Below are 19701 nucleotides of genomic sequence, written 5' to 3'. Positions count from 1 at the left end.
GCCATCGATCACAATTTGCTTTCTGCCGCCTAATCTTAACCCGAACTCACGTTAATTAGCAGCTTCTTCTCCAAAGCTAATAGAAAGCATATCAGTATGAATAATACCTGGATTGAGGGGTATAGCTGCCATACCAGTTGGCAATTCTTGTGCCAAAGAACGAGTTAATCCTTCTATTGCCCACTTAGAAGCACAATATGGTGCAACTTGGGGTGAAGTCGAACGTCCCCAGCCAGAACTAAAGTTGACAATAATACCCCGTTTCTTTTTCACCATTGCTGGTACGAAATGGCGAATTATATTCGCTACTCCTTTGATATTGATATCTATTAGATCCGAAAATTCTTCAGATGGTATTTCCCACAAAGGCGCTGGATAATTGGTAATTGCCGCATTATTAATTACTATATCTGGCGGTGAATATTTTTGAAGTACGAAAGAGTGCCCATTTTGTTACAAGCTGTTCATTTGCTACATCTACAGATGTGAAATCGTTGCTAGCACTAAATTTCTGGCGTATTTTATCAATAGCATCTGATGAACGAGCGCAACCAATAACAGTATGTCCCTGTTGAATAAAACCCTCAGCCATTGCATAACCTAGACCTTTACTTATGCCTGTAATTAAGATGAGCTTACTCATATATTTCTGTTATTATTAGATTTCAGTTTTTTTCGGGTCGGTTTCGTGGAGGTAAGGTTCGTCCATCATAAAACTGAATAACTAACTTACTTAGTCCGAGCCATGCTAGTGCAAAAATTAAGGGAGCTAGAGTTTCAATCACAACTACTACAACTGATGTTGTCTGAAAAAATAAAAAAAGCATTGGAGTCCAAGCCAAAGTAAGTACTGTTGCAACTCCACTCCCAAATCTCAATCGCTCAATAATAGAAAGCGCCGAGCTACAACTGGCACATTTTTCCGTATGAGAATGATACCTCTCCAGAAGCACGGACTTTGCCAATGGGGGAGAAAAAGTCTCTTTGCCACATGGTTCAGCATTATATTGGTTTACCCACTGACGCAATTCAAATACAAAACTATCTGCTTTGGTTGGAAGGTAAAAGGCTTTAGTAAAGTTAGGGCTACCTCCTTTAGCTTCAAGATACCTTTCTTGATAGTGGAGAAAAATTTGATCGTCTTCTAAAACACCATTTTGTCCAATGTGGTAATACCAACGCGGTCTGAGCTTAATAAACCAACCTGGAAGTTTATCAGGAAACTTAAAAGGAAAACGTGCAAATACACGACATTCTCCTTTACGTATGGGTGTAGCATAAACAACGGTTAGAATTCTACCACGCTGGGAGTTGATGTCATGCCACATTAAACTTGGAGCGACGAAGGTTGTAGACAACTCTCCTGATTGCCCGGGTTTCAAACCTTGTTTCCAAATCCCTTTGAATCCATGTTTCCCAGATTCAATCACTTCAAGTTCCAAAGGTGCTGCATTTGCCCTATTTCCTACCGTTTTATGATGTGTAAACGATATGTGGCTAGGGTCTAGTATATTTTCTAATAGTGTTAATGCATCATAAGGTACATCTCTAAATGTATTAATTACAACCCATCCTTCGGGAGATTCTTCTAATGGTTCAATTATTGGGACTTCGGTTTTGGCAGCATTTTCATATTCACCAACGTATACAAACAGTAGTCCTTGCTTTTCAATAATTGGTAATGATGCCACGCAAGCTCGTTTTGATATCTCTGCTGTTCCACCTTTGACTTGTTGAGGAATCCTTTGAAAATTTCCATCTCCAGAAAAAGCCCAACCGTGATAGGGACATTCCAAAAGCCCATCGTCACTAATCCTGCCTTCAGACAACGGTGCTAAACGATGAGGGCACTGGTCTTCAAAGCTTCTCCAAGATTGGGCAAGTCTATCCCACCAAATTACAATATTTCTTCCCAGCACTGTAAAAGGCGTTGGTTTTGATTTGTCTAAGTCCTCTAGGTAATGGATGGGATACCATGTTTCTTTACAATCAAAACTATTCGGATCACTGCCGCCCCCAGGCTGTTTTGAGTGAAAACTATCTCTGACATTGACTTCTTTCTCAAACATTTTTGATGTTTATTAATTTTTATTGCCTACTCTCAGATTTATTTTAGCTAGTATGAACATTGGCTGTATGGCGATCGCATTTCCATAAATGATTTTATGAATAGCTACTAAGCTCGACTTTATCCAAAATTAAGAACTTAGTTCTCCTTATAGAGCAAAAGCCCTAGCTTTTTGGCAAAAACTTTTTCCATTCGCTAAAGCCGATGTAACGAGCTTTTCCCTGACGCACTACCTCAGCGAGTGCCGTCATGGTTTCTTCTAAAGGCGTATTTTGAATCGTAGCGATGGCATTGGTACAGGTCAACGTATGTCAAAAACCCAAAAGAATTTTGACTTCTAGACAATGATCCTACTGCGATCGCTTTTAGGCATCTGCCCGAAAAAGATATTTATGTCCAATTAATAAATTCCTCAACAAGGGACTCGTATTTTCCATTGATTTAGTGTACCTTGTTAATTCCGTGCAATTATTAATACTCATCTTCTCTCAACTTTACTCAGACAAATTTTAAGCCAATGCCTTCGAGGAAACAGCCAATGAAAACTTCTAATGATACAGATACCAAGAAGATTATCAAAAAATCCGACAAGCTTACCCTGAGACAGATGAAGTTAATCGAAGAAGCAGAAGACCAACTTCTTCAAGTTAATACCATCAATTCTTCAGCGCCTATAGTTGAGGAAAAACCAGTAGCGATTCCAGAGCCTAGAGTTCCTGACTATATTCCGTTCCTTGACAATCCTCCAGTACAGTCTGTTGGCAACTCTGGCTGGCAGATTTCTGATGTCTGGCGCGATCTGCGCGTGGATGATTTCTGTGGGTGACACTAGGAGTGAAACAGGTCTATTTGGAGATCATCGTTGAAAGAATACTTTAACGAAAATCAATCCAACACTACAGTTGATTTGGGCTTATTCTACAAATTCCCCTCTTCAACACATTGGTAAAACAACGACTAATGCTTGATTATTTGACAGCAAATATTGCCTTTTGGATGACTTTGTTTGGAGTACAAGAGTCATTGTTAGAATTTCGCCTGGGTTATCTCGGTCGCTACTGGTTTCTTGCGATTAGTGCTAGCTTATTTATCGGCTTTTTGCTTTCTGCCCCGATTACTCTGGCACTAATGATTAACTTGGCAGTAGATCCATTCACTTTTCCAGGTAATGTTATTCTTTGTGCTATCGCTGCGGTAATCTTTGGTGTGATTCTCAGTTTGTCCCAATGGCTGATACTTCGTCAAACCGAAATGACACCGAGAGTTTTTGCTGTAATTAATACGGTTGTTGGAATTATTGTCTATTTTCTATTGGTGTGGATCAATGAAGGTACTCTGGAGTGGAGTGGCAATCCCATTAACGGCTGGAAAACTGCCCTCGTCTTTTTAGCTGGTGGCGCAATTACCGGAGCAGCCACAGGCAAGGCTTTGGATTTCTACTGTGAGCGAGTGGAGCGGCGATTAATTCAGCTTGAAAGAGACAGGGTAGAAAGAGAAACAAGAGAGAGAGAACGAATAGAAAGAGAAAGGATAGCGAGAGACAGGCTTGAAAAAGAAAGGCTTGAAAGGGAAGCCCTAGAAAGAAAAAGGAGCGAAAGAGAAATCGCTTTGGAGGAAGAAAGAAAGTGGTATGAAGAACATGGCGATGATGATTTCGATGAGTATGAAGATGATGAAGAATAATATCTGGGCTTCGTGTTATCAGTTATACAAGATACTACAATCTTAAAGCTTCCAATTGTTAGCTTCGACAACTACTCAATCAAAGTATATATTTAATATGGCTATCAAACACCCTCTTTTACTTGCACTGTTAACGCTCTCCATTATCTGTGTTGGTACGAGTTCTGGCTCTGCACTACTGACAGATATCGCTCAACAAACAGACAACCAAAAGTCCCCATCAATCATCTTCTCCCTGCCCAAAGAACGGCCTCAGACTGGAGTCGGTTGGGAAATCACCACCACTTCTGGGGAGGCAGAACTAGCCTTGGCGAAGCATTTGGTGAACATCGGGGCAAAAGAATACGTTGCGGGAGCAACGCGATTTTGTGAGGTGCTAAAAATTAGGGGTATAAATCACCTGTTTGATAGTGCGATCGCAGCGAAACATCTGTTTTTATTGAGAATCTAGCTATATAACTGAGAATTAAACCCCGATCTCACTTTTTCGCGTTGCTCCCATACGTTGCTTGGTGGTGTCCTCACTGTCACGAACAGAAGTTGCTCTTTGGGAAGGAAGCCTACCAAATAATCAACGACAGTATTAAAGTTGAGTGCGATCGCCGTGGCATCAATCCTCATCCTGATTTATGTAAAGCTGCGAAAGTTCCTGGCTACCCCACTTGGGTCATCAATGGACATCAGTATAGTGGCGTGCAAAACCTTAAGGATCTTGCGAAAGCTTCTGGCTACAAGGGAGATATGAACTTTCGCTACATCCAAAGTGAATAAAGAGTATGTGTCGTGCGGTGTGGTTGCCATATTTTTAAACATTTGGTAACAGGATAAATTGAGTGTCAAATTACACGCGATGGCAAAAAGCGGAATTGGCGCTACATCTTGAGATACTTACAAAATGATTAATTTTGTAATTTGTTGTCTAGTTCTGTTATTTTTTGGCATGAACATAGTCTACAAAGTAAAATTTAGGGACAAGCCAAAGTTTGAGCCAAGTGCAAGCTGCCAAACTTAATAGTGCTGTAATAATTAGCGCTAAACCAAGCTTGACTCGAAGCGGATCTGGAAGGATAGCAACTCCTGAAATAGTAATAGCAGAGTATGCCAACAGTACCACTTGCAAACGTTGGATTACCCTCAGCGCCCCTCGGCAGCTACTACAGTGCCGAGTATGTTGTTTGTAGCGATCCAGCACCACAGAGCGATTGTCATTAATTTTCGAGTTTTCTTGAGTACTAATTCCGACTTGACTCCACGGGAAATGCCCGTAACAATATTTATCAAACCAATTTCTAAACTCAATCACTAAACGATCTGCACTTGTAGGTAGCTTGTAAGCAGTTTTCCAACTTTCAACAGATTGTCTCTGTTGAAGAAAATGCTCTTGCTGATGTAAAAGAATCATATCTCCATCAAGAATCGGATTACGGATCATGATGTGAACCCACCAACGAGGTATCAGATGATGAAGTGTTTTAACAAAATTAATCGGAAACTGAGCTACAATTCTTGACTTACCTGGAGATACTGGAATACAGTAAGTAACGATTCCTAACTGCTTTCCAGAGTCGCCAATGCTAATTGCATACTCCAAGCGGCAAGGCGGTTGAAAAGTTATTGTTGTTCTTCTCAAGTCTCTTTCAAGAAGTACTTCAATTAAATCTACTGTTGATTTCTCAATATTCATTGGCATGGGTACTGCTTGTTGTCGATTACCCTGCAACCCATGATGAGCGAAAGGAACATGAGCAGGATCTGCCACGTTTTCAACAAGAGTTTGCCAATCATATTCTAAATCGCGCACAAAAGAATCCCAAACGAAACCTTTGCTAGCATCTATTTGAGGTGACAGAGGTAAAGGTGTAACAGATGCTTGTTCTGCTGACTTGGCATCAGGCCAAACCCAAAGTAAATCATTTTCCTGACGAACTGGCAGTGTAACTGCACACAGATTTTTTTGATTCTTAGTAACAATTTCTGAATTCTCTATTTGAGGAATATGGGTACAGATTCCTTGGGGATCAAACTGCCAGCCATGATAACTACACATCAAATTGCCTGTCTGTGTATCAACACGCCCTTCACTCAAAGGAGCAAGACGGTGTGGACATTGATCTAGAAACACTTGGTAAGTCTTAGATGATTTAGGCTTCCAGATAACTAAGCGCAGTCCTAAAATAACTACTGAGGTAGGACGCTTTGGATCAATATCTTGAATCGGAGAGACAGGATACCAATGTTGAAAAAAGTTGAACTCAGATTGTATTTCTCTATTCATTGAGTAAACAAAAAGTGATTCTACGTTTAGTATATGCAACCGCCATCAAAAGATTTTAATGGCAAGCAACCAATGAACTGCGAGTGATAACAGATAAATGGTTAAGTGAGGCAATAGCGCTTGGTCAAAGGCTAGACCAGAGTGAAAAAGCTGAGGATGGCAAGATTTTGGGTACTAATCCCAGATTTTAATTTTTTCAAGAGTGTTGGGATGATGACTCAGTGCGTGTAGATTCTTATCGAAAAGTTGATTACTAAGTTTCGTCAGTGGGGTATTGCTTACATACAGGGGGAGATCGTTGATTGCAATAGATAGAGAGATGACTGATTAATCGCATATATTAACGCCATGAGCAAAATGATTTAAATCATTTGTAGCTGGTTCTTTTTAAACTTTATAATATTTTCGTGTGTAAAAAAAGGATTTAGCTACAGGTGCATAAAACGAAATTTCAAATAGAACTGTGGAAAACTAGCTCCTGGCTTTTAAAAGTAAGTATATTATATTACATATCATTTTCCACTCCAACTGCTGCACAAATCGTTCCAGATACTACTCTCACTCACAATTCTCGCGTCACCAATCAAGGCAATATTAATATTATCAATGAAGGGACTAGATCAGGAACTAATTTATTCCACAGCTTTCAAGACTTTTCTGTTTCTACTGGGAATACTGCTTTCTTTAATAATGCTGCTGATATTCAAAACATTATTAGCCGCGTCACAGGCAAATCTGTTTCTAACATTAATGGTTTAATTCGTGCTAATGGAACAGCTAACCTATTTTTGCTCAACCCCAATGGAATTATTTTTGGCTCTAACGCTCAATTAAACATTGGCGGGTCATTTGTCGCAACTACGGCCAACAGTATTAATTTTGCTGACGGTCAACAGTTTTTTGCTCAACCCAACCATCAAGAACCATTGCTAACAATTAGCGCCCCTACAGGGCTAGCATTTAGCAATAATTCAACTGGAACTATTCAATTTTTAGGTAGGGGACATCAAATTACACCAAATGCAGGTTTATTCCCTACCATAGTAAACAACAATTCAACAGGGCTTTTAGTACAACCAGGAAAGACTCTAGCTTTAATCGGGAGTAACGTAAATGTGGAAGGTGGCATTATAACGACTCCAGGGGGACAATCTGAGTTGGGTAGTGTAGGATCTGGTTTTGTTGGCCTCAAATCCAATAATCAAAGATGGACTTTTGATTACGAAGGAGTTCACAAATTTGAGGATATTCAGTTATCCAAACAAGCTTTAATCAATGCTAGTGGTACAGGCGCTGGAACTATTCAGGTGCATGGAGATAATGTCCATCTGACAGACGGTTCAGCAATGTTGATTCAGAATTTAGGCAAGACTTCATCTGGAAGTATCAATATTAATGCTTTTAAGTCTTTGGTCTTGGAAGGAACTTCTCCAGATGGCAATGTTTCTAGTAGTATACTCACGGAAACACTAAATACTGGAGAAGGTGGCGATCTAAAAGTTTTTACCCAACGGTTAACGCTTCAGGATGGAGCAAGAGTGGGAGCAGGTACATACAGTAATGCTCCTGGAGGTAACGTAACTATTAATGCCTCTGATTCTGTGCAATTGTTAAAAAATAGGCTTGCTAATCCTTTTCGTCGTGGAGATACTATTAGCTTAATTAGTGCTGCTACTTTCGCTTCTGGAAAAGCAGGTTCTGTTCAAATGTCAACAGTTAAGCTAGGAATTACTGATGGAGGAACAGTGGCATCATCAAGCTTCGGAACTGGAGATGGAAACAACGTTACTGTCAATGCAGATTCTATCGAAATTACAGGGATAAAGCCAGAGCGTTCTGCTCCAAGCACCATAGCAGCCGCAGCTTTTAATGCTGGAAATGCTGGAAGTTTAACCATAAATACATCGCAATTGCGATTGAAAAATGGAGGAATAGTTAATTCTGTTGCTTTTGCTACTGGAAATGCCGGCAGTATAAGCATTAATGCCAAAAACTTTATAGAAGTGAGTGGAAAAGCTGACAGCTCTCAACCCAGTTTTATAAGCTCATCAGTCAATGTTGGAAATGAAACTGTAAGAAAAATATTTGGACTCCCTTTAGTACCAATCGGTTCTGCTGGAAATATAACCATTGACACTCCTCTTTTAAATATCAATCAAGGAGGTCTAATTAGCGTTGGAAATGAAGGTTTGGGTGATGCAGGAAAACTTCAAATTAAGGCGAATACAATTAACATCACAAACAACGGAGGCGTTACCGCAACCACTACTGTCGGACAGGGTGGTGATATTTATATTACCTCAAATAATTTTTTTCTCCGCAATGGAATTATTTCCACAACTGCTGGTCAGCAAGACACAGATGGTGATGGTGGCAACATCAATATCAACACAAATATCCTAGTTCTTGCAAAAAACAGTAGCATCACAGCTAACGCTTTTAAAGGACGAGGCGGAAATATCCTGATAAATGCTCGTGGATTATTCTTCTCTCCCAACAGTCAAATTACAGCTAGTTCACAATTCGGATTGAATGGTGACGTTTAGATCAACGGCTTTTACGTTGACCCTAACGGCATTGAGTCCGTACCAGAAGGACTTGCAGAAACTCCAAAAGTTGCATCAGTTTGCCAGGGACAGTCAGACGTGGCAAGAAGTGAATTTGTCATGACTGGCGTGGACAGATTACCTCTGAGTCCTAACGATGTACCACCTATGAAACCAACTTGGCAAGATAATTTTGTTTCTAGTCAGGTCAACAATAATTCAGAGGAGCCAAAATTGGAAAAACAAGCAACACAAATTGTAGAAGCTCAAGGTTGGGTGCAAGACTCTTACGGGAATGTGACCTTGACAGCAGAGGCAAATTCAGCAATGCCTTATGCTGTGTCGTTCGCTAGCTTATGTTCTGAAGAAAATGTCTCAAAAAATACTATTACAATCCATGCCCAGTAATGATTAGACGCCGAGACTGGTTTAAGTATGTATTTTCAAGCATTCTAGGGCTATTAACAGTTGTAGCCAAGCCATCCATTATCGCTGCTCAAGCTGTAAATAAAGAAACACAAAAACGTAATCAAGCCCGACTATTGACCCAAATAGGAGAGAAGTATTTAAATGAAGGGCGAGCATCAGAGGCCCTTGAGTCCTGGAAATCAGCCACAAAAATTTATCGTCAACTCGGCTACGAAGAGGGTATTACTGGCAGCTTAATTAACCAAAATCTTGCCCTACAAGCTTTAGGATTAAATCGTTTTGCTTGTAACACATTATTACAAGCTCTCAAGCTAAATACAGATACTAAGATTTGTACCATCTTGCCACAAGAGTCTACTGAATCTACAACAAAACTATTGATTGCAGCGATAGAAGCGCAAAAACATTTGCCAGTAAATCTATTTGCATGGCACAACTTAGGGGATGTCTTGCGCTTAATTGGTAAGTTAGATGAATCAAAGATCGTTCTAGCAAGAACGCTCTCAATTGCTCAACAAACGCCCTCTGTTGATCATAATGAGATTTTGCTGTCGTTAGCTAATACTGAGGAAGCTATTTATAAGCACGCACGAAATAAATATTATGAAGTAGAAGAAGCAGATTTCAAAAATGAAATTGTGGATTTGATTCAGCAACAAGCACTCAAGTCACTTGAACTTTATCACCAAGTAAATCAGGTGTCAGCAAATTATCCAGTCACACAATTAAAATCTCAACTGCATCATTTGAGCCTGCTAATAGATTTTGAGAAGTGCTTAACAGCAGAGTTGAACTCAGGTAATCCTAAATTAGTTGAGATTCGCAATCAAATTCAAGAACAAATTCAGCCTTCTGTTAACAGAGTTTTGAAAAACTCTTCTACATTTTCTCAATTATCAGCTATCCAATTGGTTTATGCAAAGCTCAATTTTGCTAATAGTTTAAGTCAAATTCCAGTTCAGCAATTACGTTCATTAGCTATTGAGTATGGTCAATCTGCTTTGCAAACAGCTAAAAGTACAAGTAATCAGCGAATCAAGTCTTACAGTCTTGGGACTTTGGGTAAATTACAACCAGAAAAATCAGAAGCATATTTTGTAAAAGCTTTAAGTTTGGCTCAATCAATTCAAGCAGAAGATATTGCTTACCAATGGCAACAACAGCTAGGAAACTTATATAACAAGCAAGGAAGGGTTAAAGAAGCCCTCACAATGTACAAGTCTGCTATTGATAACCTGGCGCAAATTCGTGACAGCATGTTGTCAAGCAATGTAGATATACAGTTCTTCTTTCAAGAAGAAGTAGAACCTGTATACCGTGATTATATGAAGTTACTTTTGAAAGATTCTAATCCTGACCTCAAAGAAGTTATTCAGACAAACGAACGTTTACAAACAGCACAGTTAGAAAATTTTCTGAAATGTGGGAAGCTTGACCTAATTTCTCTTAATGAAATTCCCAATTTAAATCTGGCTTATGGAATAATTAATATTATTGATTTGGATGACACGATAGAAGTTATTTTACAGGCTCAAGACCGCTCTCTTTATCATTACTCTGTTGAAGCAAATCTAGTTAAAGAAAATGTTAATGCTCTTTTCTGGAGTTTACAGGAGCAGAAACTCGCAACTATTGATGTCGAACAAATTATTTTGCCTTCTCAAGCACTTTATGAAAAATTAATTGCACCAATAGCATCATATCTACCTGCATCAGGAACATTGATATTTATCTTAGATAAATCTTTCCAAAGTATACCAATGGGCATATTATATGATGGAAAAAATTATCTCCTCGAGCATTACAGCATTGCAGCCACTCTCGGTTCTAGAATTCGATCTCCCAAACCTTTATCAAAAAAGCGGTTTACAGCTCTCATCGCTGCTTTGTCTAAGCCCAGCCCCAGCTTGTTAGATCGCAACGCTCCTAAAGGCATCGGATCACTACCCAAAGCCTTTGAAGAAGTAAAAGATGTCCAAAGTCAAACACAATCTTCCCTTACACTACTAGACGAAAAGTTTACTAGTCTCCGTCTAGAACAAGAAATAAATAAAAATAATTTCCCAATCGTTCATATTAGCACTCATGGACAGTTTAGTTCTGACCCTTTGAAGACGGTACTTTTAGCTTATGATCAGGTCATCAATATTAGAGAATTTGATAAATTACTAAAAGGTAAAGTTCAAACTGATGCAGATGCAATTGAGTTATTAGTTTTAAGTGCGTGTCAGACTGCAAAGGGTAATAAAAGTTCAGCATTAGGAATGGCTGGAGTAGCTGCACAAGCAGGTGCGAGAACTACGATAGCTACTTTGTGGCTGGTAGATGCAGATTCTACTGCTTTGTTAATGGAAGAATTCTACAAGGGATTGAAAAATGGTATTCCGAAAGCAGAGGCACTGCGTCTGGCACAACTAACATTAATGAAAAATCCTAAATATGCTCATCATTACTACTGGTCCCCGTTCTTGCTCGTTGGTAGTTGGTTATAAATTTCCACAGCTTTAAACTTTCTTGCACCTTTGATAATTCTTTTAAGTTCTTACTATTTTTAGCTAACATAATCGCTGTTGTGTATTCACTAAAAGCCTTATCAGACAATCCTGCCTCTAAATAGCGATCTGCCAATACTCGATAGATTTCAGGGTTTTTACTTCCTTCTGCCACTCTTGCCTGTAATGTATCTATCGATTCATTTACCAAATTTTTTGACATGTATATAGTATCTAAATCCTTAACAGCAGCTTCATCTGGAGGTATTTTCAATTCGTTAATTTGTTTAACCAATGAGCTAATCTCCAGTTGGTCTTTTTCTGGCAGAACACTAATTACTAAGGGCGCGTAACTTATGAGAGAGTTCCCCTGGTAAGCAAGCACAGTAATTTTATATGTACTTCCAAATTTTAATTGGGATTTCTCCTTTGGATATGGCAGTACAGTATTGTTTACTTGTATCTGCCAGTTAACATTATTACCTTCCATCTCTACTGTGTAACTAGTTGCACCTGGAACTGCACGCCAAGAAATTGAGGGTCGGGTAGTCAAAATTCTACCGCCACTAATGTAAGGACTAATTAATCTTGGTCTTGGTACAGAGTTATCGTCACCTGGCCCTTTAAAAGTAGTCGGACAGTTCTGCGGTTTAAGATTCGTACATCGATACTTCTCAACCTCAGTAACTTGTGGTGGTACACATTTGTTTGTAGCGTCAGAAAAGTTTTTTTGATTAATGTATAAAATTTCTCGATTTAAATAGCAAAGGACTGTAACTGTGGCTCCATTCTCTGGGTGAATCTTATCTCCCGGACAGAGCGGACTACCTGCTGGCAAGTAGCGATCGCCTGAACTAATCACCTTACCATCAACATTCTTGCACTGACGCAAGGCTATGAGGTGAGATTGCCCCCATACACTACTATAACTTGAGACAACTAGTGTTGATATTGATGCAAGTGCTACAATTTGAACCATGAATATTTTTTTGACTATTGCACTTGTCGAATTTTGGAAAGTAAGCATCAAGATTTTTGTACAGCTATTTGCTAGTTAGTAGCATACAGCAAACAGGGAATAAAAAAAAGACTTAGGGCGAAGATGGCGTCACAAACTCTCCCAATAAACGCTTTAATATTTGCAATCTCCACTGCTGAACTTCTAACTGATTAGACTCGGCAATCAAACAGATTTCCCAAGTCAGTCTGGCGTCGTTAATTTCACCTAATCCTTCTTGCGCTTGCGCTAATAAACAGTAAGCATCTGTCCTGGCATCCAGCTTTGTTGATTTTTCCAAGTCAGCCTTCGCCTCGGCATAACGCTTTAACTCTAGTTTTGCCCAACCTAAGTTTTTGTATAAAGTAGACTGTAATTTAATATTTTCAGTTTTTTGTAAGCCGGATTTAGCTAAAGCAATTGCTACATTATATTCGCCATCTAAAATCTTCAATCTTGATAAATTATTAATGGCTGGTATTGCTTCTCTACTCATTTCAATGGCTAACTTATAGTGTTTTTCTGCCAAATTATACATTCGTCTATCATCATAAAAAAGTGCTAGACCAAAACGTGATTCCCAATTATCAGGCTTTAATTTGAATGAACTTTCATAATTTTTAATTGCACATTCATCTTCGTTTAACTGCTGGCAAATAAAAGCTAAATTAGTATAAGCATCTGCATCATAGTTATTGTATTTAGTTGCTAATTCATAATATTTTTTAGCTAACCCAAGGTCTTTGGTGCTACGGACAGCTTTATCAAAGTAAAAACTTGATATAGTCCGATTACTCTGAGGACGAATTTTTATAGCCCAGTTAAAAAAATATTGTGCCCCCCGATAATTATTTGCTGCTTCTAACTTTTGTCCTTGAGTTACTAGGTAGTTAGCTGCTAGAGGTTTAGATAGAAATACACCCCCAAAAAAGACTAAACCTATTAATACATATCTGCTAAATATAAATATTTGAGAATTAGCTAATCTATAATTTTTAATTTGCTGAGGCAGTTTTTCTAACCGCTGCAAAATTACTTCCGTAGTTTGCGGGCGCTGCCCCGGCAAGGGAGCCATCAACTCATCAATGAAATCAGCAAAAGGTTTGTCGATCTGCGGTGCTTTATCTCTCCAAACTAAGTTCCCTGTTTTTTCATTTGTTGGTAGATCAATCAGAGAAATACCAGTAACTAAATTTACAAAAGTTCTACCTAAAGCGTAGAAATCTGATTGTGGTACAGCTTTGCCATTCATTTGTTCTGGGGGAGTGTAACAAGCTGTGACAACAGATGTAATCTCGTAAGTGCCTACCCTTACACTAGTCCCTCCGCTTCCACTAACTTTTACTAAGTAAGTATTACTCACTCGCCGCGCAGTACCAAAATCGATTAATACTAGTTGACCGTCTGGCTTAATAATTATATTAGAAGGTTTAATATCTCTATGAAAAAATCCAGTATGATGTACTACGTCAAGAATTTTAACTAACTCCTGAAGCCATTCTAGTGCTAATAATTGCGAAATTGGCTCATTAAATTCTAACCATTGATCTAAATTTTGTCCCTCAATTTTATCCATCACTAAACAACAAAGCTTTAAAGGACTATTGTTGGGAACAAAAGTAAAAAAGTCATCTATGCTACTTTTAGGAATATTTTGATGACGAATTCTTCGTAAAGTGATAGATTCCCGCTCAATCAACTCCCGTAGCTTAGACGAGTTCCATTTCAAAACTTTCATCACTCGTTGCTTACGCACAGGATTCCATTGCGTACCAAAGTCTTCTATTTCAAAAACTTCAAAGTAACTGTACGGGTCATCAGTAAGCGGTCTTAGTGGTTTGATAAGCCGAATACGGTTGTTAATCAGCAGTGTAGTTCCACAGGCCAAACAAGTTTCAACGTTATCGGGATTCTGCCGATGAGCGCAAAGGGGATTAATACAGTAACTCATATTTTAGTGTCACCAAATACATAATACTCCCTTTGAGCCAGCCCAAAAAAATAACATACAACAGCACAAGTGTCAACCAAGCATTTTAGGCAGTCTTATTTTAACCGTCCGGCTTCCTCTTGTACTGCGATAATGTCAGTGTTTTGCTGCTCTTATGGCTCCTTCTACTGTCCTCAGTAGGATATAAGCACGAGAGAATTAAGTAGCACCCTTAGGAATTCTTATAGTACTTTTTACGAAAAAAATTGACTAAAACGGAGAAAATAAAATATTATTGAGTACAATGTTACATAATTGTCTAACTAAAACTTATCTACAGAAATCCCTTGTACGGGCATTTACTAATACTACACCAAGATAGCTGGCACGGTTATGAATTTTAGTGCTGATCCCAGATTCCAGTCTCCGGTTCCTTCATCTATTAATTTAAAAGTACAGGAACTTCCAAAAGTACTTTTTACGGTAAAAGTAACTTTTGACCTAGCTTTGGCTGTAGTAAATAACTTTGTATTGAGCAAAAAAGGTAGATCCCTATCCGAGCCTGAAATCATTATTATGAAGGGAGCGTGGGATGACGATGACTATGAGGAGATAGCAATTAACTCAACTTACAGCCTTAACTACTTACAAAGGGGCATAGCTCCTCGACTATGGGATTTACTCTCCGAAACGATTGGGCATGGCGAACGGGTTGGGAAAAAGAATTTGCGGAATTTTTTAGAGCAACTCACCCAAGAGTATTATGTTCAATCTGCCCCAAATGAACAGCAAAAATTTCCTGTTAGCCATTCTATAGAAGTTAAGGGACGTAGACCTTATAACGTATCTAATTTTTATGGACGAACAGAAGAATTAACCCAAATAAAAGAACAAATAACCAAGCAGCGCTGCGTGACACTAGTAGGAGTGGCAGGAATCGGTAAAAGTGCATTAGCAGCAAAACTGATAGAAGAACTTAGTACAGAAGCTCAGTCCAGGTTTGATTGCTTAATTTGGAAATCAGTGGCACATGCGCCCTCACTACAAGACTTAGTAGGTGATCTGCTAGAACTAGTACAACCCTCAGAGTCTGAGTCAGGCTTACCTAAATATACTCAGGCAATGATCTCAGTTTTGATTAAACAGTTGCAATCACGTCGTTACCTGCTAGTACTAGATGCTTTTGAAGCTTTATTTCAAAGAAATATTTTTCAGGAGCAGCTAGAGTACAGCTTGTTTTTCCGCCGATTGATAGAGGAACTAGATCAAAGCAGCTTGCTGTTAACGAGTCGAACTTTACCTGATGAGTTTGATGATCTCATAGCAACAGGGCATCCTATCCAAGAGATGAAGATAGAAGGTTTAGATCCAGATGCCGCAATGCAGCTTTTGTCTGCAAAAGGATTAACTGACAAAGAAAATTGCAATCAATTGATTAAAATTTATCGTGGTAATCCTTCAGAGATTAAGGCGGTAGTTAATCGAATTAACCGTTTTTTTGCTGGTAGTACCAAAAGATTTCTTGAAAACAAAACTACGTTTTTTAGCAGCAAATTTGAAGTGATGCTAAATCAAATGTTTGGGCAGTTATTGAATCCAGTTCAGCAGCAAATTTTGATTTATATAGCTGAAGAAATGCTATTAAATCCTAAACCTGTTAGCTTTACGAAATTATTAGATGATGTCAAACAGAGACAGGAAGCATCTGTATCAACTTTAGAATTAATAAAGGCAATAGAAAAACTTGAAAGACAGTCTTTGGTAGAAAGTCTCAAAGACCCTATTACAAAAGAAATTAGCTTTAATTTACAGCCAGTAATTAAAAAGTATATTGAGATTGATCCACTCGGATTAGTACATAGATATGATACTTCATCATTAGTGATGCCTACGGCGGCAAGCTACGCATGTTAACAGAGGTAGCTATGATTGCAGGAAAACTAGAAATCACAATTAAAATCAACGAACTGCCACAACCCAAGACCATAGAGAACGGTTGGCAGCAGTTTGACCTAGAGTGTGACGGACGCATCATAACAATCACAGTTAAACCAAAAATTTACAAGAAACTGACCGATGCAGCCAGTAATTACCCACAGTGGGTTGCAGCGATGTCTAACGACAAGCCGCGAAGCGTCTACGCAGGTAAGCTCGGTCAGCAAACAGACAACGGGTTCGTGTTGGAGGAACCCAATATACAAGTTTTCGAGCGCAAGCCCAAGGCAGAGAGAACCTCTGCCTTCGGTGCTGTTTCTTGAAGAAGTGATTACCCAATCAGGGTAAGCTGGAACAAACACTGGTAAATATGGAGGAATCAAACAAAAACGTTGCAGAATCTCGTTAGATACGGAAAGACCACAAGTTATGTAAAATCAAGCTAATTCAAAGGAGGTATGGAGGTGAAGATACAACACTACGAGAATTTAACGCACAAAGCGCCACTAAGGAGTAGCGCTTTGTGCGGGTCTTAAATTCCATATAACCTCAGAGCGGGGTTATCTCACGAAAACCAAAGCAGTGGTAGTTAAAGTTTGACGGCTTTTACCCACTGACTGGTTAGACGAGATTGAATCCGCTGCTTCTCGTATTATACGAGAAGCCGCACGAAACGCACCAGTTTCGTGTGGCAATTTTTGCTCTTGAAATTCATAAGTTTCTGTAAAGTTAAGTTTGATTAAGAAATATCCCGAATTTTGTAGCAAAAAGAAGTAGCAGCGCGAATAAAAGTTATCAGTTACCACTTATCAGTCAGAGTCGAATGGCACTAAGTTAAGATACAGCCCTTGCCCTGACTGGTTCCCAGCCTCCAGGCCGGGAATCCATCATAGGAGGCTCCGCCTCCTCTTTCTTGACGAGAGGCAGAGCCTCTCGGAATACGTTCCCAGTCTTAAGACTGGGAACGAGGCTACACAAGCCTTTGGGCTTTTCTTAGTGCCATTCCAGTCAGAGTCTTTGATAACTGATAACTGATACAACCCCCGAGTAAAAGCTTGTCAACCAAGTTATCAGGGAAAAATATCGTGAAAAATGACTTATGCCCAATACACCTTGGTGTCGGGATTAAGGTGACATCAAAATTTTTTTCAAACACCTCTCCTAGTGATAATGACAGGAGAGAAATATGCTGACATTAGATAGAGAAGAAACCAAATCAGCACTTCATTACGATGATCTCAACAGCAGTATCAAAGACACCTTCGCTGCTCTTGACCGATTTGAGTTGCAAGCAGTAGAACAGATTCGCCTCATGCATGACGAGCAGATGTACAGAATCGCTGGGTACAAAAACTTCTCAGAATATTGCCAAGGCGAATTGCATATATATGGTGGCTATCGGCGTATAAATCAACTCTTAGGGGCATCAAAAGTTATTGTTGCAGCAGGGGAGTTGGGGTCACAGATTAAAAATGAGCGCCAAGCCCGTCCTCTTTTGAGGTTAGCCAAACAACCAGAAAAACTTATTGCTGCGATAAGACTGGCTCTTGAATCAAACCCAGACCCTAGTGAATCAGATTTCGCAGCTGCGGCTAATATTGTTGCCCCAATGCCAAGAGGGAGAAAGCCATTCCATCAGGAACCATTGGTTCCCAAAAATCAGGAACCATTGGTTCCCAAAAAAGCCAAAGTCACAATTTCCTCACCAGAACATCCCCGTTATGGGCAAGAGGGAGTAATTGAGGCTTCGGCTCCGAATAATTCGCAGCAGATTGTTAGCAAGAGCGATGGTGAAAGGCTGCTGGTAAACAACACTGATTTGGATGCCGCAATTGTGTCCGATTCGACTGAGCGTAGATACCCAAAAGTTTATGCCGAAGCTTTAGCGGCACTCAAAGAGCAACACAAACTTGAGTTAGAGCGACTTTCCCAGGAATTGAGAATTGGGCTACAAGCAGAAGTTAATGCTAGAGCCGAAGCTCAAGTAAGTGAGCAAATCGAATCTCTGCAAAACCTGTACAAGCAACAGAAAGAGCAGAATATCCAGTTGCAGCAACGCCTTTCTGAGATGGAGGGGTTGAGAAAGCTGGAGATTGAGAATCAACAACTCCTTTCTCGTATCCAAGAATTAGAACACGCAGTACTTGAACGCCCTCAACAGCAGTGGGGGAATACCATGACGCAACAGGCGACTAAAGTGTTGAACAAACAAGTCAAGCTTGCCCTGGAGAAAACTATTGATTTGCGAAGTCTTGCACTTGTTCCCCCCAAAGAAAATGCACAGGAATGTTTACGCCTCATGGGTATGGCATTGAAGAATCTAAGCGTTGCAATGAACAACGCCCAAGCACTCGAAGCTGCGGCAATCATTTTGGGAACCGAACCGACACCACAGGCTATCGCAACAAGAACGGAGCAATTGTCAATGTTGCCCCAGGCTCTTTGTGACATTAGGGCAGTGCTAGGAAAACCTGGGTGTACTTGGCAGGACTTTTGGGATGTTGCCCAACAGTACGAGGTGATTAAACTTGACTACTGGGCGGAATTAACTACCCAAGAGATTGATCTAATTGCGGCTCTAGAAAAAGCTTCTCATCGTCGTCGGCAATGCTCAGATGCGGTATTTGACATCCGTCCTGGGCGTGTAGAATCGGCTGTTTCTTATTTAGGCAATGTGTAACCAAAGGTGGGTAGTAAATGATTCAAGTGTTAACTGGACACCAGAGTGTTGATGCCATTGCTGCTATTAGTTTTGAAGGCGATATTACACCAAGAAGCTGGTATCAGCACATTTGTTATCAGACTCTACAAGGGCAAAGTAAATGCGATCGCCTAGCAGTAGACATCTTAGCAGACATTATTTACTGGTATCGACCATATCAGGCAAGAGAAGAACTCACAGGTGAAGTTTTAGGATGGCGCAAAAAATTTATTGGAGATATTTTACGTCGTAGCCCAGAAGCATTCGCAGAATCTCTGAACACTACTGTTAGATGTGTCAGAGAGTCCATCCGTGTTTTAGAAGAACTTGGTTTAATCAAAGTAGTACTGGAACCAGTTTACACACAGTACGGTGTGATTCCCAACGTCATGCATATCGATATTTGCCCAGAAGCGATCGCCCTTATAACTTATCGAATTTCTCGCCTAAACAGTGAGCAAAACCCTGAAACCACTGAAAAATCCTTGTTGACGAAATGGCGAAGAAGCAGCTACGAAATCAGTAACAACCAGCTACGAAATCAGCAACAAGCAGCTACGAAATCAGTAACAACCAGTTACCAAACGAGTAACTTATCTATATATAGAGATTTCATAGAGATTAATACAGAGATTTCACATAATG

At 39.7% G+C, this 19701-nt stretch carries 17 protein-coding genes and 1 pseudogene; 11 read left to right on the top strand and 7 right to left on the bottom strand.

Annotated elements, in window-relative coordinates:
- Window positions 1-51: 51 nt before the first annotated feature.
- The 4 genes from ACFFAP_RS22200 to ACFFAP_RS22185 all read right to left on the bottom strand — a co-directional run bounded on the left by ACFFAP_RS22200 (window position 52) and on the right by ACFFAP_RS22185 (window position 2373).
- Window positions 52-387: an SDR family oxidoreductase gene (locus ACFFAP_RS22200; RefSeq protein ID WP_375513252.1), complete on the bottom strand. Its 336-nt coding sequence runs from the start codon at window positions 385-387 to the stop codon at window positions 52-54.
- A 10-nt stretch (window positions 388-397) separates the two neighbouring features.
- Window positions 398-643 (bottom strand): SDR family NAD(P)-dependent oxidoreductase, encoded by a 246-nt coding sequence (locus tag ACFFAP_RS22195; protein ID WP_375513250.1) that lies wholly within the window; start codon window positions 641-643, stop codon window positions 398-400.
- 22 nt (window positions 644-665) lie between these two features.
- Window positions 666-2069, bottom strand: coding sequence for a Rieske 2Fe-2S domain-containing protein (locus tag ACFFAP_RS22190; protein WP_375513249.1), 1404 nt, complete (start codon window positions 2067-2069; stop codon window positions 666-668).
- A 163-nt stretch (window positions 2070-2232) separates the two neighbouring features.
- Window positions 2233-2373, bottom strand: coding sequence for an aldo/keto reductase (locus ACFFAP_RS22185; RefSeq protein WP_308189921.1), 141 nt, complete (start codon window positions 2371-2373; stop codon window positions 2233-2235).
- Window positions 2374-2606: 233 nt separating this feature from the next.
- Here ACFFAP_RS22185 and ACFFAP_RS22180 point away from each other — a divergent pair, with 233 nt between their 5' ends.
- The 4 genes from ACFFAP_RS22180 to ACFFAP_RS22165 all read left to right on the top strand — a co-directional run bounded on the left by ACFFAP_RS22180 (window position 2607) and on the right by ACFFAP_RS22165 (window position 4522).
- Window positions 2607-2894: a hypothetical protein gene (locus tag ACFFAP_RS22180; RefSeq protein WP_375513248.1), complete on the top strand. Its 288-nt coding sequence runs from the start codon at window positions 2607-2609 to the stop codon at window positions 2892-2894.
- A 134-nt stretch (window positions 2895-3028) separates the two neighbouring features.
- The gene (locus ACFFAP_RS22175) at window positions 3029-3751 is read left to right on the top strand and encodes a hypothetical protein (protein ID WP_375513247.1); all 723 of its coding nucleotides are present in this window, start codon (window positions 3029-3031) and stop codon (window positions 3749-3751) included.
- A 97-nt stretch (window positions 3752-3848) separates the two neighbouring features.
- Window positions 3849-4202 carry a hypothetical protein gene (locus ACFFAP_RS22170; RefSeq protein ID WP_375513246.1) on the top strand — a complete coding sequence of 118 codons (354 nt, stop codon included), beginning with the start codon at window positions 3849-3851 and terminating at the stop codon, window positions 4200-4202.
- Between the two features lie 41 nt (window positions 4203-4243).
- A complete protein-coding gene (locus tag ACFFAP_RS22165; protein ID WP_375513245.1) occupies window positions 4244-4522 on the top strand; it encodes a hypothetical protein in 279 nt (92 codons plus the stop codon).
- A gap of 157 nt (window positions 4523-4679) precedes the next feature.
- Here the strand turns inward: ACFFAP_RS22165 and ACFFAP_RS22160 are convergent, their stop codons facing one another.
- Window positions 4680-6014, bottom strand: coding sequence for a Rieske 2Fe-2S domain-containing protein (locus tag ACFFAP_RS22160; RefSeq protein ID WP_375513251.1), 1335 nt, complete (start codon window positions 6012-6014; stop codon window positions 4680-4682).
- Between the two features lie 446 nt (window positions 6015-6460).
- On the opposite strand from ACFFAP_RS22160, the gene ACFFAP_RS22155 reads away from it, so the two are divergent.
- From ACFFAP_RS22155 to ACFFAP_RS22145, 3 genes are all read left to right on the top strand, one after another.
- Entirely contained in the window at window positions 6461-8572 is a 2112-nt protein-coding gene (locus tag ACFFAP_RS22155) for a filamentous hemagglutinin N-terminal domain-containing protein (RefSeq protein ID WP_375513244.1), read from the top strand.
- Window positions 8573-8671: 99 nt separating this feature from the next.
- Window positions 8672-8980 (top strand): hypothetical protein, encoded by a 309-nt coding sequence (locus tag ACFFAP_RS22150; protein WP_375513243.1) that lies wholly within the window; start codon window positions 8672-8674, stop codon window positions 8978-8980.
- Complete coding sequence (locus ACFFAP_RS22145) at window positions 8980-11493, top strand: CHAT domain-containing protein (protein WP_375513242.1); 2514 nt, start codon at window positions 8980-8982, stop codon at window positions 11491-11493. The genes ACFFAP_RS22150 and ACFFAP_RS22145 overlap by 1 nt, the downstream gene beginning before the upstream one ends.
- Here the strand turns inward: ACFFAP_RS22145 and ACFFAP_RS22140 are convergent.
- Both ACFFAP_RS22140 and ACFFAP_RS22135 read right to left on the bottom strand, forming a co-directional pair.
- Window positions 11435-12472 (bottom strand): tetratricopeptide repeat protein, encoded by a 1038-nt coding sequence (locus ACFFAP_RS22140; RefSeq protein ID WP_375513241.1) that lies wholly within the window; start codon window positions 12470-12472, stop codon window positions 11435-11437. The two genes, ACFFAP_RS22145 and ACFFAP_RS22140, sit on opposite strands and share 59 nt — an antisense overlap.
- A gap of 112 nt (window positions 12473-12584) precedes the next feature.
- Window positions 12585-14441: a protein kinase gene (locus ACFFAP_RS22135; RefSeq protein WP_375513240.1), complete on the bottom strand. Its 1857-nt coding sequence runs from the start codon at window positions 14439-14441 to the stop codon at window positions 12585-12587.
- 372 nt (window positions 14442-14813) lie between these two features.
- On the opposite strand from ACFFAP_RS22135, the gene ACFFAP_RS22130 reads away from it, so the two are divergent.
- From ACFFAP_RS22130 to ACFFAP_RS22115, 4 genes and pseudogenes are all read left to right on the top strand, one after another.
- Window positions 14814-16334, top strand: a complete 1521-nt coding sequence (locus tag ACFFAP_RS22130; RefSeq protein WP_375513239.1) for an NB-ARC domain-containing protein — start codon at window positions 14814-14816, stop codon at window positions 16332-16334.
- A complete protein-coding gene (locus tag ACFFAP_RS22125; protein ID WP_375513238.1) occupies window positions 16328-16678 on the top strand; it encodes a fertility inhibition FinO-like protein in 351 nt (116 codons plus the stop codon). The genes ACFFAP_RS22130 and ACFFAP_RS22125 overlap by 7 nt, the downstream gene beginning before the upstream one ends.
- A gap of 863 nt (window positions 16679-17541) precedes the next feature.
- Window positions 17542-19035 carry a hypothetical protein gene (locus ACFFAP_RS22120; protein ID WP_375513237.1) on the top strand — a complete coding sequence of 498 codons (1494 nt, stop codon included), beginning with the start codon at window positions 17542-17544 and terminating at the stop codon, window positions 19033-19035.
- A gap of 17 nt (window positions 19036-19052) precedes the next feature.
- A pseudogene (locus ACFFAP_RS22115) lies at window positions 19053-19701 on the top strand (hypothetical protein); the annotation flags it as partial.

The organism is uncultured Nostoc sp. (assembly GCF_964245575.1).
Classification (GTDB): domain Bacteria; phylum Cyanobacteriota; class Cyanobacteriia; order Cyanobacteriales; family Nostocaceae; genus Nostoc.
This window is presented reverse-complemented; position numbering and strand designations above follow the sequence as displayed.

Bases quoted from the DNA above. Each gene is read 5' to 3' on its own strand.
- ACFFAP_RS22175 (WP_375513247.1), top strand. From the start codon at position 3,029: ATGCTTGATTATTTGACAGCAAATATTGCCTTTTGGATGACTTTGTTT.
- ACFFAP_RS22130 (WP_375513239.1), top strand. From the start codon at position 14,814: ATGAATTTTAGTGCTGATCCCAGATTCCAGTCTCCGGTTCCTTCATCT.
- ACFFAP_RS22170 (WP_375513246.1), top strand. From the start codon at position 3,849: ATGGCTATCAAACACCCTCTTTTACTTGCACTGTTAACGCTCTCCATT.
- ACFFAP_RS22125 (WP_375513238.1), top strand. From the start codon at position 16,328: ATGTTAACAGAGGTAGCTATGATTGCAGGAAAACTAGAAATCACAATT.
- ACFFAP_RS22120 (WP_375513237.1), top strand. From the start codon at position 17,542: ATGCTGACATTAGATAGAGAAGAAACCAAATCAGCACTTCATTACGAT.
- ACFFAP_RS22195 (WP_375513250.1), bottom strand. From the start codon at position 643: ATGAGTAAGCTCATCTTAATTACAGGCATAAGTAAAGGTCTAGGTTAT.
- ACFFAP_RS22140 (WP_375513241.1), bottom strand. From the start codon at position 12,472: ATGGTTCAAATTGTAGCACTTGCATCAATATCAACACTAGTTGTCTCA.
- ACFFAP_RS22180 (WP_375513248.1), top strand. From the start codon at position 2,607: ATGAAAACTTCTAATGATACAGATACCAAGAAGATTATCAAAAAATCC.
- ACFFAP_RS22190 (WP_375513249.1), bottom strand. From the start codon at position 2,069: ATGTTTGAGAAAGAAGTCAATGTCAGAGATAGTTTTCACTCAAAACAG.
- ACFFAP_RS22135 (WP_375513240.1), bottom strand. From the start codon at position 14,441: ATGAGTTACTGTATTAATCCCCTTTGCGCTCATCGGCAGAATCCCGAT.
- ACFFAP_RS22145 (WP_375513242.1), top strand. From the start codon at position 8,980: ATGATTAGACGCCGAGACTGGTTTAAGTATGTATTTTCAAGCATTCTA.